This is a genomic window from Amycolatopsis sp. AA4 (assembly GCF_002796545.1).
Classification (GTDB): Bacteria; Actinomycetota; Actinomycetes; order Mycobacteriales; family Pseudonocardiaceae; genus Amycolatopsis.
This window is the reverse complement of the sequence record NZ_CP024894.1, coordinates 5,705,354-5,727,562: the sequence shown is the minus strand read 5'-3', so window position 1 is coordinate 5,727,562 and position 22,209 is coordinate 5,705,354. Positions and strand designations below refer to the sequence as shown.

26 protein-coding genes are annotated in these 22,209 nt (G+C 70.6%); 19 read left to right on the top strand and 7 right to left on the bottom strand.

Features of this window, described 5'->3' with window-relative positions; translation table 11 throughout:
* Positions 1–2 precede the first annotated feature (2 nt).
* Genes CU254_RS26495 through CU254_RS26475 form a run of 5 tightly spaced genes read right to left on the bottom strand, consistent with a single transcriptional unit; the run spans position 3 to position 3,133 of the window.
* Positions 3–515, bottom strand: coding sequence for a hypothetical protein (locus CU254_RS26495; protein ID WP_009080974.1), 513 nt, complete (start codon positions 513–515; stop codon positions 3–5).
* The gene (locus tag CU254_RS26490) at positions 512–1,090 is read right to left on the bottom strand and encodes a hypothetical protein (RefSeq protein WP_009080973.1); all 579 of its coding nucleotides are present in this window, start codon (positions 1,088–1,090) and stop codon (positions 512–514) included. The genes CU254_RS26495 and CU254_RS26490 overlap by 4 nt, the downstream gene beginning before the upstream one ends.
* The gene (locus CU254_RS26485) at positions 1,087–2,319 is read right to left on the bottom strand and encodes a hypothetical protein (protein ID WP_009080971.1); all 1,233 of its coding nucleotides are present in this window, start codon (positions 2,317–2,319) and stop codon (positions 1,087–1,089) included. The genes CU254_RS26490 and CU254_RS26485 overlap by 4 nt, the downstream gene beginning before the upstream one ends.
* Entirely contained in the window at positions 2,316–2,636 is a 321-nt protein-coding gene (locus tag CU254_RS26480; protein WP_009080969.1) for a type VII secretion target, read from the bottom strand. The genes CU254_RS26485 and CU254_RS26480 overlap by 4 nt, the downstream gene beginning before the upstream one ends.
* Positions 2,636–3,133: a YbaB/EbfC family nucleoid-associated protein gene (locus CU254_RS26475; protein ID WP_009080968.1), complete on the bottom strand. Its 498-nt coding sequence runs from the start codon at positions 3,131–3,133 to the stop codon at positions 2,636–2,638. Before CU254_RS26475 ends, CU254_RS26480 begins: the two co-directional genes overlap by 1 nt.
* A 221-nt stretch (positions 3,134–3,354) precedes the next feature.
* On the opposite strand from CU254_RS26475, the gene hrcA reads away from it, so the two are divergent.
* The 18 genes from hrcA to CU254_RS26385 all read left to right on the top strand — a co-directional run bounded on the left by hrcA (position 3,355) and on the right by CU254_RS26385 (position 18,710).
* Entirely contained in the window at positions 3,355–4,380 is a 1,026-nt protein-coding gene (gene hrcA, locus CU254_RS26470) for a heat-inducible transcriptional repressor HrcA (protein WP_037714912.1), read from the top strand.
* Positions 4,381–4,431: 51 nt separating this feature from the next.
* A complete protein-coding gene (gene dnaJ, locus CU254_RS26465) occupies positions 4,432–5,595 on the top strand; it encodes a molecular chaperone DnaJ (RefSeq protein ID WP_037714910.1) in 1,164 nt (387 codons plus the stop codon).
* 2 nt (positions 5,596–5,597) lie between these two features.
* Positions 5,598–6,350: a 16S rRNA (uracil(1498)-N(3))-methyltransferase gene (locus CU254_RS26460; RefSeq protein ID WP_037714907.1), complete on the top strand. Its 753-nt coding sequence runs from the start codon at positions 5,598–5,600 to the stop codon at positions 6,348–6,350.
* A 417-nt stretch (positions 6,351–6,767) separates the two neighbouring features.
* On the top strand, positions 6,768–7,145 hold the full coding sequence (locus CU254_RS26455; RefSeq protein ID WP_009080962.1) for a histidine triad nucleotide-binding protein: 378 nt from the start codon (positions 6,768–6,770) through the stop codon (positions 7,143–7,145).
* A gap of 94 nt (positions 7,146–7,239) precedes the next feature.
* Positions 7,240–8,286 (top strand): PhoH family protein, encoded by a 1,047-nt coding sequence (locus CU254_RS26450; RefSeq protein ID WP_009080960.1) that lies wholly within the window; start codon positions 7,240–7,242, stop codon positions 8,284–8,286.
* Positions 8,283–8,834 carry an rRNA maturation RNase YbeY gene (gene ybeY, locus CU254_RS26445; protein ID WP_009080958.1) on the top strand — a complete coding sequence of 184 codons (552 nt, stop codon included), beginning with the start codon at positions 8,283–8,285 and terminating at the stop codon, positions 8,832–8,834. Before CU254_RS26450 ends, ybeY begins: the two co-directional genes overlap by 4 nt.
* Positions 8,835–8,843: 9 nt before the next feature.
* On the top strand, positions 8,844–10,169 hold the full coding sequence (locus CU254_RS26440; RefSeq protein WP_009080956.1) for a hemolysin family protein: 1,326 nt from the start codon (positions 8,844–8,846) through the stop codon (positions 10,167–10,169).
* The gene (locus tag CU254_RS26435; RefSeq protein WP_009080954.1) at positions 10,162–10,500 is read left to right on the top strand and encodes a hypothetical protein; all 339 of its coding nucleotides are present in this window, start codon (positions 10,162–10,164) and stop codon (positions 10,498–10,500) included. Before CU254_RS26440 ends, CU254_RS26435 begins: the two co-directional genes overlap by 8 nt.
* Complete coding sequence (era, locus tag CU254_RS26430; RefSeq protein ID WP_009080953.1) at positions 10,497–11,396, top strand: GTPase Era; 900 nt, start codon at positions 10,497–10,499, stop codon at positions 11,394–11,396. The genes CU254_RS26435 and era overlap by 4 nt, the downstream gene beginning before the upstream one ends.
* A gap of 76 nt (positions 11,397–11,472) precedes the next feature.
* Positions 11,473–11,802 (top strand): CD225/dispanin family protein, encoded by a 330-nt coding sequence (locus CU254_RS26425; RefSeq protein WP_009080951.1) that lies wholly within the window; start codon positions 11,473–11,475, stop codon positions 11,800–11,802.
* Positions 11,799–12,248: a DUF2752 domain-containing protein gene (locus tag CU254_RS26420; RefSeq protein ID WP_009080950.1), complete on the top strand. Its 450-nt coding sequence runs from the start codon at positions 11,799–11,801 to the stop codon at positions 12,246–12,248. The genes CU254_RS26425 and CU254_RS26420 overlap by 4 nt, the downstream gene beginning before the upstream one ends.
* Before the next feature lie 174 nt (positions 12,249–12,422).
* Positions 12,423–13,409: an RDD family protein gene (locus CU254_RS26415; RefSeq protein WP_009080948.1), complete on the top strand. Its 987-nt coding sequence runs from the start codon at positions 12,423–12,425 to the stop codon at positions 13,407–13,409.
* A gap of 45 nt (positions 13,410–13,454) precedes the next feature.
* Positions 13,455–13,913 (top strand): CD225/dispanin family protein, encoded by a 459-nt coding sequence (locus CU254_RS26410; RefSeq protein ID WP_009080946.1) that lies wholly within the window; start codon positions 13,455–13,457, stop codon positions 13,911–13,913.
* Between the two features lie 49 nt (positions 13,914–13,962).
* On the top strand, positions 13,963–14,739 hold the full coding sequence (recO, locus tag CU254_RS26405; protein ID WP_009080945.1) for a DNA repair protein RecO: 777 nt from the start codon (positions 13,963–13,965) through the stop codon (positions 14,737–14,739).
* A gap of 26 nt (positions 14,740–14,765) precedes the next feature.
* Positions 14,766–15,584, top strand: coding sequence for an isoprenyl transferase (locus tag CU254_RS26400; RefSeq protein WP_009080944.1), 819 nt, complete (start codon positions 14,766–14,768; stop codon positions 15,582–15,584).
* The gene (locus CU254_RS26395) at positions 15,581–16,000 is read left to right on the top strand and encodes a YbjN domain-containing protein (RefSeq protein ID WP_009080943.1); all 420 of its coding nucleotides are present in this window, start codon (positions 15,581–15,583) and stop codon (positions 15,998–16,000) included. Before CU254_RS26400 ends, CU254_RS26395 begins: the two co-directional genes overlap by 4 nt.
* Positions 16,001–16,944: 944 nt before the next feature.
* A complete protein-coding gene (locus CU254_RS26390) occupies positions 16,945–17,964 on the top strand; it encodes a permease (RefSeq protein WP_199841092.1) in 1,020 nt (339 codons plus the stop codon).
* Positions 17,961–18,710: a TIGR03943 family protein gene (locus tag CU254_RS26385; protein ID WP_009080941.1), complete on the top strand. Its 750-nt coding sequence runs from the start codon at positions 17,961–17,963 to the stop codon at positions 18,708–18,710. Before CU254_RS26390 ends, CU254_RS26385 begins: the two co-directional genes overlap by 4 nt.
* Positions 18,711–19,371: 661 nt before the next feature.
* Here CU254_RS26385 and CU254_RS26380 read toward each other — a convergent pair.
* Positions 19,372–19,785, bottom strand: coding sequence for a Fur family transcriptional regulator (locus tag CU254_RS26380; RefSeq protein ID WP_086024912.1), 414 nt, complete (start codon positions 19,783–19,785; stop codon positions 19,372–19,374).
* 2 nt (positions 19,786–19,787) lie between these two features.
* Complete coding sequence (locus CU254_RS26375) at positions 19,788–20,150, bottom strand: helix-turn-helix transcriptional regulator (RefSeq protein WP_009080939.1); 363 nt, start codon at positions 20,148–20,150, stop codon at positions 19,788–19,790.
* A 948-nt stretch (positions 20,151–21,098) separates the two neighbouring features.
* On the opposite strand from CU254_RS26375, the gene CU254_RS26370 reads away from it, so the two are divergent.
* Positions 21,099–22,208: a hypothetical protein gene (locus CU254_RS26370; protein WP_037714904.1), complete on the top strand. Its 1,110-nt coding sequence runs from the start codon at positions 21,099–21,101 to the stop codon at positions 22,206–22,208.
* The last annotated feature ends 1 nt before the right edge of the window (position 22,209 follow it).

Here is a 22,209-nt window from a genome sequence, read left to right as displayed (position 1 = left end):
GTTCACCACACGCCGTTCTCGCCGACGATGCTCGCCACGGAGCCACTGTTCCCCAGCAAGCACACCGCGACGACCCGCTCAGTCGCCAGCCGCTTGCCTCGATCCGGACTGACGGCGTGGGTGCGGCCGCCCACGCGAAGCTGCCATTTTTCGGTGGTTCCCGGACCTCGCGGCACGTGCTTGAACCCGACCGGATAGTCGTCGGTGATCGGACCGGCGCCGAAATCGTGCGCCGGCCCGGGCACGACCGTCAGCGGCGCGCGGCAGTCGGCGAACTGCCGCCGCCCGAACCGGATCGCCAGTACGAGAATGATCAGGGCGACCGCCACCGCCACCAGCGCGGACGCGGTGAAGCCGGCCTTGACGACCGCGACGACCGCGATCGCCACCTCGATCGCGACGAACACCCAGATCGCCCAGAAGAACCAGCCCAGGACCACCCCGCGCTGGCTCGGGTGCAGCCGCCCGGCGAGATTGGCGGCGGCGACCTCGCCGGGATCGGCCTTCGCGGTCACGCGGCGACCACGTTGACCAGCAACTTGCTGCGCGGGGTGAAGACCGCGCCGTTGGTGCGGCCGCCGAGCACCCGGCTCTTCAGGTCGGGATCGAGCCGATAGCTCTTGCCGTTCACGACGAGGTAGGTGAAGGGGATCCGTTCCGTGATCTCGTACAGGTACATCGGGGGCAGGACGCCGGACGGCCGGTGCTGCACGTGCCCGAAATCGTGCGTCAGGCCCGCCACCACGTCGACCTTGCCCCCGCGCCAGTCCGCCAGCCGCCGCCGGATCGCGCGCCCGGGATACACCGCGAGGACGAGCCACACCAGCGACATCACGAACAAGGGCGCGTTCTGCGACCAGTACGAGGTCAGCGGCTTGTGCAAGAAGGCGGCGAGGTCGTTGGACGTCCGGATCTCCGAGGGGCTCATGCCGATCTTGATCGGCGTCAGGACCGCCAGCGCGATGAGGACGAGAAGCACCACGACGAGCGTCCAGAAGTTGCCGTCCAGCACCATCCGCCGCTGGGACGGATGCAGTTTGCCTTCGCGGTTGGCCTGGTCCGCGGCTGCCTGCACCGCTTGCTCGGTCACTCGCCGGAGCCGCCCTTCGCCTCTTCGGCCTCGCGTTCCTTCTTGGCGGCTTCGGAAGCTTCCGAGTACCGGTCGTACTGTTCGTTCTCCTGCCGCCGGGTCTCGGCGCCGACGCCGACCGTGTCGGCGGGGCTCCACTTCGGCAAGCCGCCCTCAGCTTCCCTCCAGGCCTTCGGGCTGAGCACCTTGCGGCCGTCCTCCGAGTAGGTTTCGCCCCAGTCGTCGACCCGTTTCTTCCAAGTGTCGTTCAGCGGGGACTGCACCTTGTCCTTGGCCGCGTCCTTCCAGCCGTCGGCCTTGGCCGCGGCGGACTCGGCCTTGCCCGCGTCCTTCAGCTCCCCGGCCTTCTTCTCCAGGTTCACGGCGACGTCGACGCTCTTGTCGGTGATCTTGCCCGCGGCCTTGCCAGCCTTGCGCAACGCGTTCGCGGCCTGCTCGATGGCGGCTTTCGACTTGCCCGCGCTCTCCGCGAGCTTGTCGAGCTTCTCCACGACCTTCGCGATCCGGGTGCCGATCTTCTCCGCCAGGATCCCGCCTTCGACGACGGTGTCGGCGATGAACGCGGCCACCGTGCCGCCGAACGTGCACCACGACGACGCCAGCGCGGCAAGGCCCTTGACGATCAACTCGCCCACGAACGACGAGATCATGTCGCGGATCAGCCCGCGCTCGGTGCCGACCAGGGCGCCGGCGACGTTCATCGCGGTGGACGCGCCGTTGGCCTGCCCGGCCGCGTTGCGGAGCTTGTCCGCGTACTCCTTCGCGCGGCCCTGGTAGGCCTGGCCGCCCTGGCCCTGGAAGTTCGGTGCCACCTTGCTCGCGGCCTGCTCGTACTGGTCCGCGCTCTCGGTCAGCTGCTTCGAGATGTTCGACCAGGTCACGGCCTTGGCGGTGACCGCTTCCGGGTTGCCCGCGAGCTGGTCGAGACCCTCCTTGAGGAAGCTGATGTGCTCGATCAGCCAGCCGACGCCCGCGCTGGCCAGGCTGCCGAGCGGGTCCATCGCCACGCCGAGCAGGTCGAGACCGTCGGTGACGACGTCCACGCCGAAGTTGCCCCAGTCGCCGTTCCGAAAGTCGGTGAGCGTCGCGGCGCCGTCGTTGACGATTCCCGCGCCGGAGGTCTGGGCGTTGAGGTTGTCCAGTTCGTTCGAGGACGACCCCATGTTCGTGGTCGGCCCGCTCGGCGATTCCGATTTCGCGACCAGCGGGTTTGCCTTCGTCTCGGTCATTCCGGCAGCTCCTTGCCGAGGCCGTTGATGTGGCCGACAGTCTGTTGCTCGTGCGCGTCGTAGTGGTCGTGGGCCTGTTGCAGCAGGTTCGCGATCTCGTCGCCTTCGCCTCCCAGGTCCTTCACGAACGAGGTCGCGCTCGACATCCACAGCTGCAGCGGCATCGCGAACACCTGGCCGACGATGCCGAACGCGTCGTCGCCGAACGACTGGCCGGAGTCGGTGGCCTGCGCCGCGGTGTGCACGCCCGCCGCGATGTTCTCGACCTCGCTCTTGTGCTCGCGCAGCGACGGAAGGTCGACGTGAGGTCCGGTCATCAGTTCCTCCCCAGGATCGAGCCGCCGCCGTAGTAGTCGTCGTCCTCCGTCGGGTCCGGCGCCGGGCGGGCGGGGCGCGCGGGCCGGGCAGGCGGGGCGGGAGGGGCCGAATCTTCCTGCGCGTCGAAGAATTGCGGCTGCGGCGGGGCGGGAGGGGCCGGTTCCTCCGGGATTTCCGGCTCCGGGATCTGTTCTTCGAGGAATTTCATCGCGTCGCTGTGCTCGCCGATCACCGGAGCCATGATCGCGGTCAGCTGCTGTGCCGCCTGGGCTTGGGCGCGCCGGGCGGTGGCCAGCACGGCGGCCGCCAGGGCGGCGCGCGGCATCTCGTCCGCGCGGGGGCCGAACTGGAGTTCCTGCAGCGCACCGGCGGTGTTGACGGTCGCGGTGACCGCGCCGTCCTGGCTCGTCGCGGTCGCCGACACGTGCTTCAGCCGTTCCTGGGCCTCCGCGGCCCGCTGCCGGATTTCGGCGATTTCGGGAGAAAGTGCGTTCATGTCGGCCACTGCTTTCGGCTGGAGCGGTTCATGGTCTTTCCGAGGCAGAAAACCCGGTTCCGGTTCCCGCTGCAAGCGAAGATCCCAGTTGCCCGGTTCGTCGCTATTAAAAATCGTTTCCCTCCCCTTTACCCGGAGGCGGCGGGACCGGAGGGCGCGCCGGGCACTCCCGGGTCCGTAAACTCGTTGTGAGTAGCAGGAGGACCGCGAAGGAGGTGCCGGTGGCGAACACGGACGAGCGTCGCTTCGAGGTGCTGCGCGCGATCGTCGCCGACTACGTCGCCAATCAGGAGCCAGTCGGGTCGAAGACGATCGTCGAGCGGCACAACCTCGGCGTTTCCAGCGCCACCGTGCGCAACGACATGGCCGCGCTGGAGGAAGAGGGCTACATTGCCCAGCCGCACACCAGCGCCGGCCGGATCCCGACCGACAAGGGGTACCGGCTGTTCGTCGACCGGCTTTCGGAGATCAAGCCGCTGTCGGCGGCCGAGCGCCGAGCGATCACCAGCTTCCTCGACTCCGGGACCGACCTCGACGACGTGCTGCGCCGGTCGGTGCGGTTGCTCGCGCAGCTCACCCGCCAGGTCGCGGTGGTGCAGTACCCGATGCTCACCAACACCGTCGCCCGGCACCTCGAGGTGGTCCCGCTCACGCCCGCGCGGCTGATGCTCGTGCTGATCACCGACTCCGGCCGGGTCGACCAGCGCACGGTCGACCTCGGCGACGTGGTCACCGAGGAGACCGTGCTGCGGCTGCGCACCGTGCTCAACGGCGCGCTCGCCGGGCGGCGGCTGGCCGACGCGGCGGCCAACGTGGCCGAACTGCCCGAGGCCGCCCCGCCGGACCTGCGCGACCACCTCACCCGGATCTGCACCACACTGGTCGAATCGCTGGTCGAGCACCCGGAGGAGCGGATCGTGCTCGGCGGCACCGGCAACCTCACCCGCAACGTCGCGGACTTCCCCGGGTCGCTGCGCCAGGTGCTCGAAGCGCTCGAGGAACAGGTGGTGGTCCTGAAGCTGCTCGCGGCGGCCCGCAACCCCGGTGCGGTCACCGTGCTCATCGGCGAGGAAAATGAGGACGAGCAGATGCGCAGCACCTCGGTCGTGTCGATCGGCTACGGCCGGGACGACATGCTGCTCGGGGGAATGGGCGTCGTCGGGCCGACCAGGATGGACTACCCGGGAACGATCGCGGCGGTCCGCGCGGTCGCCAACTACGTGGGGCAGATCCTGTCCGGCCGCTGACCGGCGGCGGGCCGGGGACGCGGCGGAACACGAAGGAGAAGGCAGAGCAACGTGGCGAGGGACTACTACGGGATCCTCGGGGTGGCCAAGAACGCGAGCGATCAGGAGATCAAGCGCGCGTACCGCAAGCTGGCCCGCGAGCTCCACCCCGACGTGAACCCGTCGGAGGACGCCCAGCACCGCTTCGGCGAGGTGACCACCGCGTACGAGGTGCTCTCCGACCCGCAGAAGCGCAAGATCGTCGACCTCGGCGGCGACCCGATGGACCCGGGCGGCCGCGGCGGCGGGGGCGGCGACCCGTTCGCCGGCTTCGGCGGGCTCGGCGACATCATGGACGCCTTCTTCGGAGCGGCCGGCGGGGGCGGCGGACGGGGCCGCGGGCCGCGCAGCCGCGTGCAGCCCGGCTCCGACGCGCTGATCCGGCTCGGTCTCACGCTCGAGGAGTGCGCGACCGGCGTCGACCGCGAGATCACCGTCGACACCGCGATCGTCTGCGACCTGTGCCGCGGCGCGGGCACCGCCGAGGGCACGACCACCAAGACCTGCGACACCTGCGGCGGGGCCGGCGAGGTCCAGTCCGTGCAGCGGTCGTTCCTCGGCCAGGTCGTCACCGCGCGCCCGTGCCCGGTCTGCCGCGGCTTCGGCGAGGTCATCCCCGACCCGTGCCGCCAGTGCGGCGGCGACGGCCGGATCCGGTCGCGGCGCGGCGTCACCGCGAAGATCCCGCCCGGCGTCGGCGACGGCATGCGGATCCGGCTGTCCGGACAGGGCGAGGTCGGCCCCGGCGGCGGCCCGGCGGGCGACCTCTACGTCGAGATCGACGAGGCCCCGCACGAGGTGTTCGTCCGCGAGGGCAACGACCTGCACTGCAACTTCCGCATCCCGATGACCACCGCGGCGCTCGGCGCGACGGTCCCGATCGCCACCCTGGTCGACGGCGACTACGAACTCGACATCGAGCCCGGCACCCAGCCCAACACCGAACTGGTGCTCACCGGCAAGGGCATGCCGCGGCTGCGCTCGTCCGGCCGCGTCGACGGCCGCGGCGACCTGCACGTGCACATCGACGTCGTGGTCCCGACCAAACTCGACGAGGCCCAGCGCGACCTGCTCGTCGACCTGGCCCAGCAGCGCGGGGAAGAAGTCCCGACGCTCGCCGCCAACGGCAGCAAGCACGGCGGCCTGTTCTCCAAGCTCCGCGCGAAGAACCGCTGACTGTGCCGGACACCACACTGCCGGTCTTCCTCGCCCCGGCGGTGCCCGCCGAAGGACGGGCGCTGCTCGACGGCGAGGAAGCCCGGCACGCGGCCACCGTGCGCCGGCTGCGCGTGGGGGAGCAGCTCGTGCTCTCCGACGGCGCCGGCGCGATGGCCCGCTGCGCCGTGGACGCCGTCGAAGCGGGCCGGGCGGCCTCGGTCACCCTCACCGTTCTCGAGCGCTGGCAAGAAGAACCGCCCGCGCTGCGCGTCCACGTCGCCCAGGCGCTCGCCAAAGGCGACCGCGGCGAACTGGCCGTCGAACTGGCCACCGAAGCCGGCGCCGACGCGATCGTGCCCTGGCGCGCCGCCCGCAGCGTCGCCCGCTGGGACGACGGACCCCGCGGCGAGAAAGCCCTCGCCCGCTGGCGCGCCACCGCCCGCTCGGCCGCGAAACAAGCCCGCCGCGCCCACGTGCCCGCCGTCGCCGAACCCGTCGGCACCCGCGAACTCGCGCAGCTGGCCGCCACGATGTCCGCGACGCTCGTCCTCGAATCCGGCGTCGCCAGCAAACTCGCCGACCTCGCGCTGCCCGACGGCGGCGACCTCCTCCTCGTCGTCGGCCCCGAAGGCGGCATCACCGACGAGGAACTCGCGCTCCTCGAAGAATCCGGAGCCACGACGGTCCGCCTCGGCCCGACCGTCCTCCGCACCTCCACGGCGGCCGCCGTTGCACTAGGCGCACTGGGCGTCCTCACCGGCCGCTGGCACTGACCGCGAACACCCCCGCAAAACCCGGAAAACCCGGCAGAACCCCTAAAGATCCGCACCAGGTGATGGCGCGCCGCACCCCCGCCAGCTACTCTGCTTCGCAACATGCGAACCCCAGGGTTTCAGCCCGCCCCCCGGCGGGCATTACCCTCGAGTACGCGAACCCATGCCCCGCCGGGCACCTCCCCCCTCGGTCCGGCGGAGCCGCGGCGGCGGTGGAGCGACCCCCAGGCTCCACCGCGCCGCGGCGTCTTCGTATCGCCTGGCGGCGATACTTCGCCTCCGCGGTTCCCGCCATTGCTCCCGGGGGGCCGAGCCCCCCGGACCCCCACGGTGCGGTGGTTGCCTTCCGTGCGTCTCTCGCGTTGGTGCGCGGTGGTTGCGTGTGGTGTGGTGGTGCCTCTTTGTAGGGTGGGGTTTATGAGCGATGCGGGTGCTGCTGAGACGTTGTTCGAGCGGATCATTGCTGGGGAGATTCCGGCGGACGTGGTGTACCAGGACGACGCCACGTTCGCGTTCCGCGACATCAATCCGCAGGCGCGGGTGCACGTGCTCGTGGTGCCTCGGAAGAGGTATCGGAACGTGGGGGAGCTGGCCGAGGCGGATCCCGAGTTGTTGTCCCGGGTGTTGCTGACGGCGCGGAAGGTTGCGGAGCTCGAGGGGATCTCCGGCAGCGGGTATCGGGTGGTGTTCAACACTGACGCCGACGCCGGGCAGACGGTGTTTCATGTGCATGCCCACGTGCTCGGCGGGGAGCAGCTGGGGTTGTTCGGGCGGCCGCAGGCCGGAGTGCACTGAAACCGGGCTGCGGGGCGGGGAGCAGGGCAAGTAGCATTCGAAGAGTCCCTGTACGTCGACTTGCGAAGTGCGCAGAAAGCAGGACCGAGGCCACGTGGCCGGAACTGAGACGGGTGGAGCCGCCCGACCTGACAATCGGGTATCGGCCGAGGCACAGGTTCGATTCCCGATCCCGGAGGCGGCTCAGCTGAGCCTGCTGGGGTCGCGCGACGAGAATTTGCGGGTGGCCGAGGAGCTGCTGGCGGCGGACGTGCACGTGCGCGGCAACGAGGTCACGTTGACCGGATCCGCGGCCGACGTGGCGTTCGCGGAGCGGGTTTTCACCGAGCTGGTGCAGCTCGCCGGCGGCGGGCAGCAGGTCGGGCCGGACACGGTTCGGCGGACTGTGGGGATGCTGTCCAGCGGCGACGCGTCGCCCGCCGAGGTGCTGAGCCTCAACATCGTGTCGCGCCGGGGCAAGACCATCCGGCCCAAGACGCTGAACCAGAAGCGGTACGTCGACGCGATCGACAAGCACACGATCGTCTTCGGCATCGGGCCCGCGGGCACGGGCAAGACGTATCTCGCGATGGCGAAAGCCGTGCAGGCGTTGCAGGCCAAGCAGGTCACGCGGATCGTGCTGACCCGGCCGGCGGTCGAGGCGGGGGAGCGGCTCGGATACCTGCCGGGGACGCTGAACGAGAAGATCGACCCGTACCTGCGGCCGCTCTACGACGCGCTGCACGACATGGTCGAGCCGGAGTCGATTCCGCGGCTCATGCAGGCGGGCACGATCGAAATCGCACCGCTGGCCTACATGCGCGGGCGAACCCTCAATGACGCCTTCATCATCCTCGACGAGGCGCAGAACACCACGCCCGAGCAGATGAAGATGTTCCTCACCCGCCTCGGGTTCGGCGCCAAGATCGTCGTCACCGGCGACATCACCCAGATCGACCTCCCCGGCGGCCAGCGCAGCGGGCTCCGCGTCGTGCGGGACATCCTCGGCGGCGTCGAGGACCTGCACTTCGCCGAACTCACCAGCCAGGACGTCGTCCGGCACAAACTGGTCGGCGACATCGTCGACGCGTACGAGAAGTGGCAGGCCGTGCAGGACGCGCAAGAGCAGCAGGCCGGCGGCTGGAAGGGCACCCGCCGATGAGCATCGAGATCGCCAACGAATCCGGCGTCGACGTCGACGAGGCGTCCATCGTCTCCGCCGCGCGCTACACGCTCGAGAAAATGGAGGTCAGCCCGCTCGCCGAGCTGTCCATCCTGTGCGTCACCCTCGAGGTGATGGAAGACCTCCACGAGCGCTGGATGGACCTGCCCGGGCCCACCGACGTGATGGCCTTCCCGATGGACGAACTCGACTCGTCGCGCCGCCCCGACGCGCCCGACTCGTCCCCGGCCCTGCTCGGCGACATCGTGCTGTGCCCGGCGTTCGCCAAGGACCAGGCGAAAACCGCGGGCCACCGGCTGATCGACGAACTGCACCTGCTCACCGTCCACGGCTGCCTGCACCTTCTCGGCTACGACCACGCCGAACCCGCCGAGGAACGCGAGATGTTCGGGCTGCAGAAGCGGATCCTCGGCGAATTCCAGGCCGCGGTCGCCGCCCACCAGGCCCGCGACGCGCAACGCGACGTCGACGACCGCGTCCTCGGCATCGCCGGGCTCGACGCGCCGCCGCCCGGGGAAACGCCCTAGGCTCCGACGATGGGAAACCCCCCGGCACAGGTCGTCGTCGCGGTGACGCTGGTGCTGCTCGCGGGCGTGTTCGCGGCCGCGGACGCCGCGGTCGGCACGGTGTCGCAAGCCCGGGTCGACGGCCTCGTCCGCGCCGGCCGCGTCGGCGCCCGCCAGCTCGCCGCGGTCGTCGCCGAACGCCGCAGGCACATCAACCTGCTGCTCCTGCTCCGGCTCGCCTGCGAACTCACCGCCACGGTCCTGGTCACCGTGTCCTTCGTCGCCTGGTTCGACCGGCTGTGGCTCGCCATCCTGGTGTCCGCGGTCGTCATGGTCGTGGTCAGCTACGTCCTCATCGGCGTCGGCCCGCGCACCATCGGCCGCCAGCACCCCTACCGCGTCGGCACGGCCGTCGCCGGACCGGTCCGCGCCCTCGGCACGGTCCTCGGCCCGCTGTCGCGGCTGCTCATCGTGCTCGGCAACGCGATCACCCCCGGGCGCGGCTTCCGCGAAGGCCCGTTCACCTCCGAGGTCGAACTGCGCGAACTCGTCGACCTCGCCCAGGAACGCGGCGTCGTCGAGGACTCCGAACGCGAGATGATCCACTCGGTGTTCGAACTCGGCGACACCGTCGCCCGCGAGGTCATGGTGCCGCGCACCGAGATCGTCTGGATCGAACGCACCAAAACCGTGCGCCAGGCCCTCGCGCTCGCGCTGCGCACCGGCTTCACCCGCGTCCCGGTGATCGACGATTCGGTGGACGACATCGTCGGCGTGGTCAACATCAAAGACCTCATGCCCGAGTACATGGGCCCGGACGGGCCGAGCACGGTCGTCGACGCGGTGATGAATCCGGCCAGCTTCGTGCCCGACTCCAAACGGCTCGACGAGCTGCTCAAGGAAATGCAGCGCACGCACAACCACATGGCGATCGCGGTGGACGAGTACGGCGGCACCGCCGGCCTGCTCACCATCGAGGACATCCTCGAGGAGATCGTCGGCGAGATCACCGACGAATCCGACGCCGACGAACGCCCCGAAATCGAGGAACTCGAGGACGGTTCGGTCCGCGTGTCGTCCCGGCTCGGCGTCGGCGACCTCGGCGAACTGTTCGGCATCGACCTCGAAGACCACGACGTCGAGACCGTCGGCGGACTGCTCGCCGAGCGACTGGGTAGGGTCCCGCTGCCGGGGGCCGAAGCCGAGGTCGCCGGACTTCGGCTGTTCGCCGAAGGGGGCAAGGACCGCCGCGGCCGCATGCGCATCACGTCCGTGGTCGTCCGGCCGTCGTCGGCGCGCCCGCGCACCCGCCCGCCCCAGCCGCAAGAGCACGACAGGAGAGTCGAACATGCCTGACCTCGACGCCGAGGACCAGAAGCTGGTCACGCTGGCCCGTTCGGCCCGCGCCCGCACCGGCGCGGACGAAGGCGCCGCGGTCCGCGACACCGACGGCCGCACCTACGCCGCGACCACCGTCGACCAGCCGACGTTCAAGCTCACCGCCGTGCAGGCCGCGGTCGCCGCCGCGCTGTCTAGCGGAGCCGAAGGCCTCGAAGCCGCCGCCGTGGTCACCGCCGACGCGCTCGTCGCCGAGGCGTCCGTGCACGCGGTCCGCGACGTCTCCAAGGCCGCGCCGATCATCTTCGCCGACCCGTCCGGCGCCGTGGTCGAGGTGCTTCAGCCGTGACCGAACCGCACCGTTCCGGTTTCGCCTGCTTCGTCGGCCGCCCCAACGCGGGCAAATCGACGCTCACGAACGCGCTCGTCGGCACGAAGGTCGCGATCACCTCCAGCAAACCGCAGACCACGCGGCACGCGATCCGCGGCATCGTGCACCGCGACGACGCGCAGCTGGTGATCATCGACACGCCCGGCCTGCACCGGCCGCGCACGCTGCTCGGCCAGCGGCTCAACGACGTCGTGCACGAGACCTGGTCCGAAGTGGACGTCGTCGGGTTCTGCGTGCCCGCCAACGAGAAAATCGGCCCCGGCGACCGGTTCATCGCCGCCGAGCTGAAAAAGATCGCCCGCCGCCCGCCGGTGATCGGCGTCGTCACCAAGACGGATCTGGTGAAGCCGGAGCAGGTCGCCGAGCAGCTGGTCGCGCTGCAAGAGGTGATGGAGTTCGCCGACCTCGTGCCGGTGTCCGCGGTGGACGGTTTCCAGGTGCAGACAGTCGCCGACCTGCTGGTGCAGCGGCTGCCCGAGGGACCGCAGCTGTACCCGGGCGGCGAGCTCACCGACGAGCCCGAGCAGACCCTCGTCGCCGAGCTGATCCGCGAAGCCGCGCTCGAAGGCGTCCGCGACGAACTGCCGCACTCGATCGCGGTGACCGTCGAGGAAATGCTCCCCCGCGAGGACCGCGACGACCTCATCGACATCCACGCCCTGCTGTACGTGGAACGCCCCAGCCAGAAGGGGATCATCCTCGGGCACAAGGGGGAACGGCTGCGCGAGGTCGGCGCGACCGCGCGCAAGCACATCGAACGGCTGCTGGGCACGAAGGTGTATCTCGACCTGCACATCAAGGTGGCCAAGGACTGGCAGCGGGACCCGAAGCAGCTGCGCCGGCTGGGTTTTTGACCGGTGGTGATCGTGCCCGGCGGCGCGGGCGGGTAGCGTCAGGCCGGACCGCACCCGATTTGTCCAGGGGGACCGCATGACCGGCCCGTATCCGCCGCAGGGCCCGTACCCTCCGTCGTACGGCTACCCGCCGCAGTACCCGCCGCCGCCGGACAGCAACCTGGTGTGGGCGATCCTGGCGACGGTGTTCTGCTGCCTGCCGCTGGGGATCGTCGCGATCGTCAAGGCCAGCCAGGTGAACACGTTGTGGTACCAGGGATACGCGGCCGAAGCGCACCGCGCGGCGGACGAGGCGCGCAAGTGGGCGATGTGGTCGGCGCTCAGCGTCGCCATCCTGATCGGGCTGTACGTGATCGTCGCGATCATCGTGGTGGCGGTCGCCGGCCGAGTGCTCTGGTTCCATTGAGCACCGTCTACACCGGACAGCCGGCGCGCGGAACCCGTGCGGTGGCAAGGGCTCTCGCCGGTCCCGCGGCCGCGGCGGGCGGCATCGGCCTCGCCTGCGTCGCGGTGTGGCTCGGCGACCCGACCACTCCCGGCGGCTGGCTCCCGGTGTGCCCGACGAAGCTGCTTTTCGGGATCGACTGCCCCGGCTGCGGCGGGCTCCGGATGGCCTACAGCGTGCTGCACGGCGATTTTTCCGCCGCACTGCACTACAACGCGGTCGCTTTGGCGTTCACCGCGCTGTTCGCGTGGAGCGGTCTCGTTTGGACGACGGGACGGCTGCGCGGCCGCCCGATGCGGTCCTGGCTGCACTGGCGCTGGACCCCGCTCGTGGTCGCGATGGTGTTCGTCTTGTGGTTCGTGGCGCGCAACCTTCCGTTCGCGCCGTTCACCGGCCTGTCCGTCTGAGTTGGCCGCGTTTTCGCTGTCCCCGGAACCTCTCCGGCGGCCGGCGCGCCCCGCCGGTCACCCAATGCGGAGACCTGCTCGTCCTCGCGCCGCCGAACGAGGTACGCTCCCGCGCACTGGCGTGTCCACAGCGGACTCGGCCAGGCCAGCTTGCAGCAACGAGGGGGACACTCGATGACCTATCCCTACGGCCAGCCCGGCGGCCCGCCCCAAGGCGGACCGTCGTTCGGCGCGCCGCCGGGATACCCCCAGCCGTACGGTCCCGCCCGGGTCTACGCGGACTGGGGCCAGCGCGCCGGGGCCTACCTCATCGACTTCGCCCCGCTCCTCGCCGGGCTTCTGCTCGCCCTGCTCGTGTCGATGGTCTCGGGCGTCGCGAGCACGATCGTCTACCTCCTCGCGATTCTCGGCACTCTCGCCTGGACGGTCTTCAACCGCTGGATCAACGGCGGCAACACCGGCCAGTCGCTGGGCAAGCGGATCGTCGGCATCAAACTCGTCAGCGAGGCCGCCGGCGAACCGATCGGGGCCGGGACGGCGTTCGTCCGCGACCTCGCGCACGCGCTCGACAGCATGGCGTTCGCGCTCGGCTACCTGTGGCCGCTGTGGGACGACAAGGCGCAGACGTTCTCGGACAAGATCCTCGGCACCGTCGTGGTGCCCGCCGGGCCCGCGGCCGCGCCGGGCGCCGGATTCGGGCAGCCGGGCGGGTTCGGCCGGCCCGCTCAGCCCGGCGGTTTCGGTCAGCCCGGCGGTTTCCCCGGGCAGCCGGGCGGATTTCCCGGGCAGCCGGGCGGATTTCCCGGTCAGCCAGGAGGGTTCGGCCAGCCGGTTCCGGCGGGCGGATTTCCCGGCCAGTCCGCGCAGCCGGGCGGGTTCCCGGGACAGCCGGGATTCGGCCAGCCCGTCCCGGGCGGATTCCCCGCACAGCCGTCGCCGAGCGCCGGATTTCCCGCCGCGCCGCAGGGATTCGGGGCCTCGCAGCCGGGATTCGGCCAGCCGCCGGTCCCGGGAACGCCGCCGCGGCAAGGGTTCGGCCAGCCGGGCCCCGCGCCGTTCGACCAGCCCGAACCGACCCAGGTCGTGCTTCCGGCCCGCGAGCCGGAAGCGACGCAGATGAGCAAGCCGGAAACGCCGGAGACCGGTCCGGCCCAGTCCTGATCCGCACCGGATCACGGTAAGTACGAGGAACTCGGGGGAACCCAGATGACCAATCCCTACGGCCAGCCCCAGCAGCCCTACGGCGGCCAGCCGCAGCAGCCCTACGGCCAGCAGCCGTACCCGCAGTCCGGTGCGACGCCGGCGCAGCCGTACCCGCAGCAGCCCTACGGCCAGCCCGCGCCGTACGGCCAGCCGGCCTTCGGCGGCGCGCCGGGCGGCGACCTGAACTCCATCAAGGACTACAAGGGCTGGGCGATCGGCTGCATCTTCCTGATGTGGATCCTCGCGATCTTCGCGATCATGAAGTCGAACGAGGTCCAGTCGTACAAGATGCAGGGCAACTACGCGATGGCCCAGCAGGCGTCGCAGACGACGAAGACGCTGTGCCTCATCGCCACCATCCTCGGCGCGCTCGGCTGGGTCATCGGGATCATCGTGTTCATCGTCAGCCTCGCGGCCGCGTCCGAGGTGCACAGCTACTACTGCACCGGCAGCTACTGCTGAACCAGGGTGTCCCGCCCCGGCATCGACGGCGAAGTGCGACGATGTCGGGGTGGTGAACCTCTACCGCGACACCGGGGTGGTGCTGCGCACGCACAAGCTGGGCGAGGCCGACCGGATCGTCACCCTGCTCACGAAGCGGCACGGCAAGGTCCGGGCCGTCGCGAAGGGCGTGCGGCGCACGTCGTCGCGGTTCGGGGCGCGGCTGGAGCCGTTCGGGCACGTGGACGTGCAGTTCTATCCCGGCCGGTCGCTCGACGTCATCACCCAGGTCGAGACGGTCGACGCGTTCGCCCTTCCGCTGGTGGCCGACTACCAGCGCTACACCGCGGCGTCCGCGATCGCGGAGACCGCGGACCGGCTCTCGGCGGAAGAGGGCGAACCGGTCCTGAAGCTGTATCTGCTGGTCGTGGGCGCGCTGCGGGCGCTGGCCGGCGGGCAGCGGGACGCGTCGCTGGTGCTCGACGCGTTCTTCCTCCGGGCCATGGCCTACGCGGGCTGGGCCCCGGCGATCACCGAATGCGCCCGCTGCGGCCTGCCCGGCCCGCACGCCGCGTTCAACGTCGCCGCGGGCGGTTCGATGTGCCCGGACTGCCGCATCGCCGGCTCGGTGCATCCCGCGCCCGAGGTGCTGACCCTGCTGGACGCGCTGCTGCAGGGGGAGTGGGCGGTCGCGGAATCGTCGCCGGGGATCACCCGCCGGGACGCGTCCGGCCTGGTCGCGGCGCACCTGCAGTGGCATCTGGAACGACAGCTGCGGTCGCTTCCGCTCGTGGAGCGGCGTGCCCGGGAGGCCGCCGGGCCCGGCCCAGTAGGGTCGGCCGGGTAGGAAGTCCATTCTTCAGGAGGCCGCGAGTGCTGCGCAGGGGACGGGAGACCCGCTCGGCGGGGTACGAGCTGCGGGAGCCGGATCCGCACCCCTCGGGCGCGAAGCCGCCGGAAATCCCGCCGGACCTGGTGCCGAAGCACGTCGCGCTCGTCATGGACGGCAACGGCCGCTGGGCCAACCAGCGCGGCCTGCCGCGGATCGAGGGCCACAAACGCGGCGAGGCCGTGATGATCGACGTCGCGAGCGGGGCGGTCGAACTCGGCGTGAAATGGCTGTCGGTGTACGCCTTCTCGACCGAGAACTGGAAGCGCAGCCCCGAGGAAGTGCGGTTCCTCATGGGCTTCAACCGCGACACCATCCGCCGCCAGGTCGACTACCTGGGTTCGATCGGCGTGCGCATCCGCTGGGCCGGGCGGCGGCCGAAGCTGTGGGCGAGCGTGATCAAGGAACTGCAGATCGCGGAAGAGAAGACCAAGAACAACACCAAGCTCAACATGACGATGTGCGTCAACTACGGCGGCCGCGCCGAACTCGGCGACGCGATGCGCCGGATCGGCCAGGACGTCGCGGCGGGGAAGATCAACCCGGACAAGATCGACGAGCGCACCATCGGGAAGTACCTGTACCAGCCGGAAATGCCGGACGTGGACCTGTTCCTCCGGCCGTCGGGGGAACAGCGGACCTCGAACTTCCTGCTGTGGCAGTCGGCGTACGCGGAGATGGTCTACCAGGACACGCTGTTCCCGGACTTCGACCGGACCCACCTGTGGCAGGCGTGCCTCGACTTCGCGAAACGCGACCGCCGGTTCGGCGGCGCGGTGGACCAGGCAGGGAGCACGAAATGAGCACCGCGGAAGCCGCCGAGACCGGCGCACTGCTCGCCCGGGCGCGCGAAGCGCTGGAACGCTACCTGGAAGTCCACGTCGACGACGACGGCGCGCTCACGTTCTCCCACGCGGACGTCCCGTGCGTCATCCAGGCCACTCGTCTAGCCGACGGCCTGACCGTGCTCAGCCTGACCTGCGTGGTGGCCTGGGACCTCCCGGACGACCCGTCCCTCGCGGCAGCGGTCGCCGAACGGGCCGGCCAGGGTTTGTTCGGGACGCTGGGCGTCGGCCACACGGACAGCGGGATGGACGTGACCTTGCGGTACGCGTTCCCGGCGGAGGGGATGGACCCGTCGCCGTTGGGGACGTTGCTGATGTTGGTGGTTTCGACGGCTTCGCAATTGCGGACTGAGCTGCCCGGGGCGGTGGCCTGAGGCGGGTTTCCCTGCTGTGGCTGGGTTTGGTTGCCCGGTTATGTGTTGCCGTTGCGGCGTTTCTGCGGCAGTTCGGTGTGCGCGGGCTGACTGAATCCGGCATCCACGGGCTTCGCTGAGGCTTCGGTTCTTGGCGAATCTCCTTGGCTAGACCCGGTTTCCGCTCCGGTTCGCGTCGGCGGGAACTCGATCACCGCTCGCCCCAATTTGTTCCTCCTGCCTTGCGGATCTCCTTAGCCAGTCGACATTCGCGCCTCGACCAGCCTGTGCCGGGCGTCGCCCGCTTGGTTTCCCGTTGTCCTCGGCGCTCGCGGACGCTCCGCCGCTCGCCTCGACTTGGGATGAGCGCTGCGTCCGAAGCCCTGTCGCCTGTTCGATGCGCCGCTTCGCCGCCGAGCCTCGCGTTCGAAGTTGCACCGCCGTCCGCTCTAAGCCTGCTGTCTCCTCGCGCCGCCGAGTCGTTCAGTCGAAGCTGCTCCGCTCACCTGTGCGAGCCCGTTCCCTCCTCGCGGCACCATGCCGTTTCCGTCGAGGGACCTCCGCTCACCACTCTGAGCCTGCTCCTTCCCGCACCGCCAAGCGCTTCCCGCGGATCTGCTGCGTCGTGCGCTCTGAGCCCGTTGGTTCCCCGCACCGCCAAGCGCTTCCCGCGGATCTGCTGCGTCGTGCGCTCTGAGCCCGTTGGTTCCTCGTGCATCGATGCCGTTCCATCGCATCCGCTCCAGCAACGCCCCCGAGCCCGCTCGCTCCCAGCGCCGCCACTCCCGTCCGGCCGAGCCTCTCGACCGTCCGCCCGGAGCCCTGCCCCTCCTCGCATCGCCCGCCCGATTCCGCCCCCTTCCTCCCTCCCAATCGGGTGACATTCACGCAAAACCGGCGCGGGGGGTCCCCTCGCGCACCCGGCGGCTGGGGTTCTGTCGGACCCGGCTGGCATCATCGCCGTCGTGGAAACCCTTTCCAACAACGCCGCCGAGGAACGCCCCCGCACGCGGCGGTTCCGGATCAGCTCCATCGAGATCCTGTGTGCCGTCCTGCTGGTCGCGGTCCTCGCGCAAAGCAAGCTCCAGGACCTCTTCGACGTGCCCGCGCTGCGCACCGGATCCACCGTGTTCGTCGCGGTGTGCGTGCAAGCGCTGCCGTTCCTCGTGCTCGGCGTGCTGATCAGCGGCGCGATCGCCGCCTTCGTGCCCGCCCGCGCGCTGGAACGGGTCCTGCCGAAGAAGGCGTCGGCCGCGGTCGGCGTCGCCGGGCTGGCCGGAGTCGCCTTGCCCGGCTGCGAATGCGCCTCAGTCCCGGTCGCGCGCCGATTGATCGGGCAGGGCGTCGCGCCCGCCGCCGCGCTCACCTTCCTGCTCGCCGCACCCGCGGTGAACCCGGTCGTGCTCGTAGCCACCGCGGTCGCGTTCCCCGGCCGTCCGGAAATGGTGTTCGCCCGCTTCGCCGGTTCCCTCGCCACCGCGATGGCGATGGGCTGGATCTGGGCCCGCTGGGGCAAACTATCGTGGATCACCGAGCGAGCGCTGCGCCGCTTGCCCGACGTCCAACCGGGACACCGATGGCGCGTATTCGCCGAAACCGCCCGCACCGATCTCGTGGAAGCAGGCGGATTCCTCGTCCTCGGCGCGCTGATTTCCGCTTCCCTCAACGTGCTCGTGCCCGCGAAGTGGTTCGAAGTGCTTTCCGGCCAGATCATCGTCGGCGTGGTGGTGATGTCGGTACTGGCCGTGGTCCTGGCGCTGTGCAGCGAGGCCGATGCTTTCGTCGCCGCTTCGCTCACTGCCGTGCCCCTGCTGCCGAAGCTGGTGTTCCTGGTGGTCGGCCCGGCCGTCGACGTCAAGCTTTTCGCCTTGCAAACCGGCACTTTCGGCCGCTCCTTCGCCGCACGGTTCGCCCCGGTCACCTTCATAGTGGCGATCGCCTGCGGCACCGTAGCGGGCGTGATTTTCCTCGGAGGCGTCCAATGAGGCGCGAAACCCAGAACGTACTGCTGATCCTCCTGGGCGGCGCCCTGGTGAAGATCGCCCTCAACGGCGACTACCTGCGCTACGTAAAACCGGCCCAGCAACCGTGGATCATCGCCGGTGGCGCAGTGATGTTGTTGCTGGGCGCGACAGCCATCGTCCGGGACATCGCATCTGCCCGCGCCGCAGCAAAAACAGCCCCCGAGTCAGACACCGAACATTCGGACGCGCACGGCCACCACCATCACCCCGCCCGCTCAGCCTGGCTTTTGGTCGTCCCCGTGCTGGCGGTGTTCCTAGTCGCCCCACCCGCCCTCGGCGCGGATTCCGTCACCCGCACCGAAGCACGCCTGCCCGCCAGCGCCGCGACCACGTCGGCAGCCGCGTTCCCTCCGCTCCCCGCCGGAGCAGTGGTGCCGATGGCGATGAACGAGGTGGTGACCCGCGCGGGCTGGGACGCCAACGGCACCCTCAACGGACGCACCGTCGAGATCTCCGGTTTCGTAGTGCACACCGGAGGCCAAACCTTGTTGGCCCGCTTGGTAATCAGCTGCTGCGCCGCCGACGCGGCCCCCGTCACCGTGCACCTCAAGGGCGACGACGCCGACCGTTTCCCGAGCGACACTTGGCTGCGCGTCGCGGGCCAGATCGTCCCCGGCACCGCGACCGAAGCCAACAGCTACACCCCGGACCTGGTCCCGGCGACAGTCGAACGGATCACCGCGCCGAAGGACCCGTATGAATACTGAAACGAGCAACGCCCCCGACTCGTCCGCCGAGACCGCCTCAGAACGCGGACCGCCCCGCCACCCCGCCCGGTGCACCTGAGTTCTCTTCAGCTGATCCCCGAAGCGGTCCCGCTTCGCGTGCTCGCTCAAGGCCGCCGCTTGGACGACCCCCGAACGGACCCTGGCCAGAGATCGGCCCGAGCCACTCAGAGCTGCGAAACCCCGCGCCCGGACGATCCCGCAGCGGCCCGCTTGCCGGACGCAAGCTCCGAGCCCACGGCAGGAGCCCCGGTTGACGCGTGGCGTCCGCCGCGCCCCGTCTCGGCGGACGGTTTCGCCGGTCAGGTAGCGAGCGCGAGCGGTTCGACCAGTCGAGTCAGGCCTGCCGGGAGTTCGCGTTGGTGCGACGTTCGGCCCGTCAAAGCGGCTGGGTTCCTGGCCGGTCGGCGACCCGAGCGTCTCCGGCCAGCCTGCCGCAAGGACCGGCAGTCACCAGACCCGGACGGCCCTGGTCAGCGTGCTCGGCGAGCGAGGCCACCGGCAGCCAGCTTGCTTGCCGCCTCGGCCAACCGCAGTGGGGTCCGACGGCGACGGGTCAGCTAGTGTGCCCGGCGACCGGGCCGCCACGGCAGGCGTGCTCACTCCCCGGCCAACCGCAGCGCAGCCCCGACGGTGACGTGGGTCAGCTCGCGTGCTCGGCGCAGGTGCCGGTGATCTCCACGGTATGGCTGATGTCGGTGAACCCGTGGTCCGCCGCGATCTTCTCCGCCCAGCGTTCCACCGCCGGACCCTCGACCTCCACCGTGCGCCCGCACACGCGGCACACGAGGTGATGGTGGTGGTGCGACGAGCACCGGCGGTAGATGGCCTCGCCGGAGTCGGTGCGCAGGACGTCGATCTCCCCCGCCTCGGAGAGCGACTGCAGCGTCCGGTAGACGGTCGTCAGGCCGATGCCGTCGCCGCGTTTGCGGAGTTCGTCGTGGAGTTCCTGGGCCGAGCGGAAGTCGTCGACGGTGCTGAGCAGGTCGACCACCGCCGCGCGCTGCTTCGTGGACCGCCGGCCGGGCACCGGGGCCGGTTTGGGGACCGAGGACATCGTCACTTCCCTTCCTGCACGTGGGCGACCGCGTCGACGACGATGTGCGCCAAGTGGTCGTCCACCAGCCGGTAGACGACCTCGCGTCCGCGCCGCTCGCCCTGGACCACGCCCGCGGTCTTGAGAACGCGGAGGTGCTGGCTGATCAACGGCTGGGCGACGTCGAGTTCGTCCACCAGTTCGTGCACGCACCGGTCCGCCTCCCGCAACTGCAGCACGATAGCGATCCGCACCGGAGCGGCGAGCGCCCGGAGCAGTTCGCCCGCGTCGGCGAGCACGCCCGCGGGCAGGACCGCAGGTCCGCGGCGGCCAGCCGAGCCCTCGGTGCTGCTCGCGTCGACGGGATGCGGCGGGTCCGCGGGCAATTCCGCCTGCCCGCCGTCGACGGCTGCCTCGCCGGAGACAGCGGAATCACCTTCGGCGGCTGCCTTGCCGGAGAGAGCGGAACCATCTTCGGCGGCTGCCTTGCCGGAGAGAGCGGAACCATCTTCGACGGCTGCCTTGCCGGAGACAGCGGAACCGCGCTCGGCGGACGTCTCGACGCTGACGGCCGGACCCGGATCGGCCGGACCTGGAGCGGCTTGATTCGCCGCGGGTGCCTCGTCCGCGGTGGCGGGAACGGCATTCTCGAGTGCGGTCGGAGCCGGAGCGGCAGGGCTGCTCGCCCCGGTCTGGTCCGCGGCAGCGTTGTTCACTGAAGCCTCGGCGTTCCTGGTCGTTGCCGGTCCGGGGAGTCCCGCCGGGGTCGGGTCGGTGGGTTCAGCATGTGGCTCGGCCGCTGCAGCACCCAGAGCTGCCGGACCGGCGGCGGCTGCCGAACCCAAAGTCGCGTGGTCCGCAGACGCGCCTCCGGTGCTGGCCGACACCGAGGCGACCGAACTCGCGGCAGCCGCCTCCGCCGGACCAGCGTGCCCCGCCGAGGCAGAGGCCAAGGCCAACCCCGAGACCGGCCCCGCAGACCCGGCCCCGAGACCGTCGGACAGGGCGCTCGAAGGTGCCGACCTCATCGCTGCCTCCACTCGCGTCCCGCCCACCGGCCCCGCCCCCAAGGCCAGCAGGGGGTGGCGTTTCCGAAGCCGGATGTCATTGCCGATAACCTTCGCCGCCATCGTAGTGTTCCCTTCCCCGGGCGCGGTGATCGCCGGGGGCGGGGGAGACCGGCGATCCGGATTGACCCGATCGGGTGAGTTCGTGAAGATTTGGCTTGTCGGCTTCGCAAGTCGTGGCGGACGGTGCAAGGTTGTCGCGGGGTCGATCGTCGCGTCTCGTACAGTGGCGGACCGCTCGGGGTCGCCGGAAGGCAGTGGGGAGACATGACTCGTTTCGTGACTAAGGCCGCGGTGGCGGCCCTGGTGGCACTGCCGGCGCTGGCCCCGGCCGCCGCGGCGCAGACGCAGGCCGGGCAGGCCGTCGACGAGAAGACGGGTCCCGTGTCGTTCGCGAACGCGGCGTCCGTGCGGCTCGGCGGCGACCCGCAGCACGGCGGCGCGCTGATCACCGAAACCCAGCGGTCCCCGCTCACCCCGGGCCAGTCGCAGCTCGGCACGGACCGCGTGGCCGTGCCGAAGGACCAGGGCGAGCGCAACACCTTCGGCCCGAACTACGAGATCGACCTCGGCAAGTACGCGGACAGCTCGGCCAGCCCGTACCCGCCGGGCATCGCGAGCCGCGACCACCAGGTCGTCGCCGCGCTGCAGACCACTCACGTGCCCACCGCCGTCGCGGAGACCAACTACGCGCTGCGCGACCTGAGCCGCAACAAGCCCAAAGCGGTCGACAACACGATGCTGGTCCTCGAAGGCGCGCGCAGCTCGGTCGACTGCTCCGGCCCCAGCAAGGCCGCTGGCGCCACCACCGCCGCCCGCGTCTGGGTGCGCGGCGAGGGCGACGCGCTGAAGCAGGTCCCGATGCCCGCCACCGGGACGCTCAGCGTCACCGGCCTCAAGATGGGCTCGCCCACGAGCGTGCCGCAGAGCGACCCCGGCAAGACCACCTCGGACCTCGTCCTGTCCCGCGTTTCCGCCTTCGACCAGCTGATCAAGCAGGACGGCTGGCGTTCCGGCGACGTCACCGCGCAGGCGGGCTGGCGCGTCGAGATCACCACGCACGCGCGCGACGCCAAGAACACCAAGCTGAGCGACGTGCAGACCACCATCGTGCTCGGCGGCGTCAGCTGCTCGATCCCGAAGAACTTCGTCGCCGCGGCGGGCAACGGCTCGGGCAGCGGGGGCGCCGTGCAGCAGCCGTCGGTGCCCACCGAGGTCCCGGCCGGCTACCTCGGCGCCCCGGCCGCCGCGTCGTCCGACGACCTGCGCCTGCCGCTCGGCTTCGGCCTGCTCGGCGGCGGTCTGCTGTTCGGGGCCGTCGCGATCGTGCTCGGCCGGCGCCGTGCGGCGCGGGTCGTCCGTTCCCGCGGCGAATAAG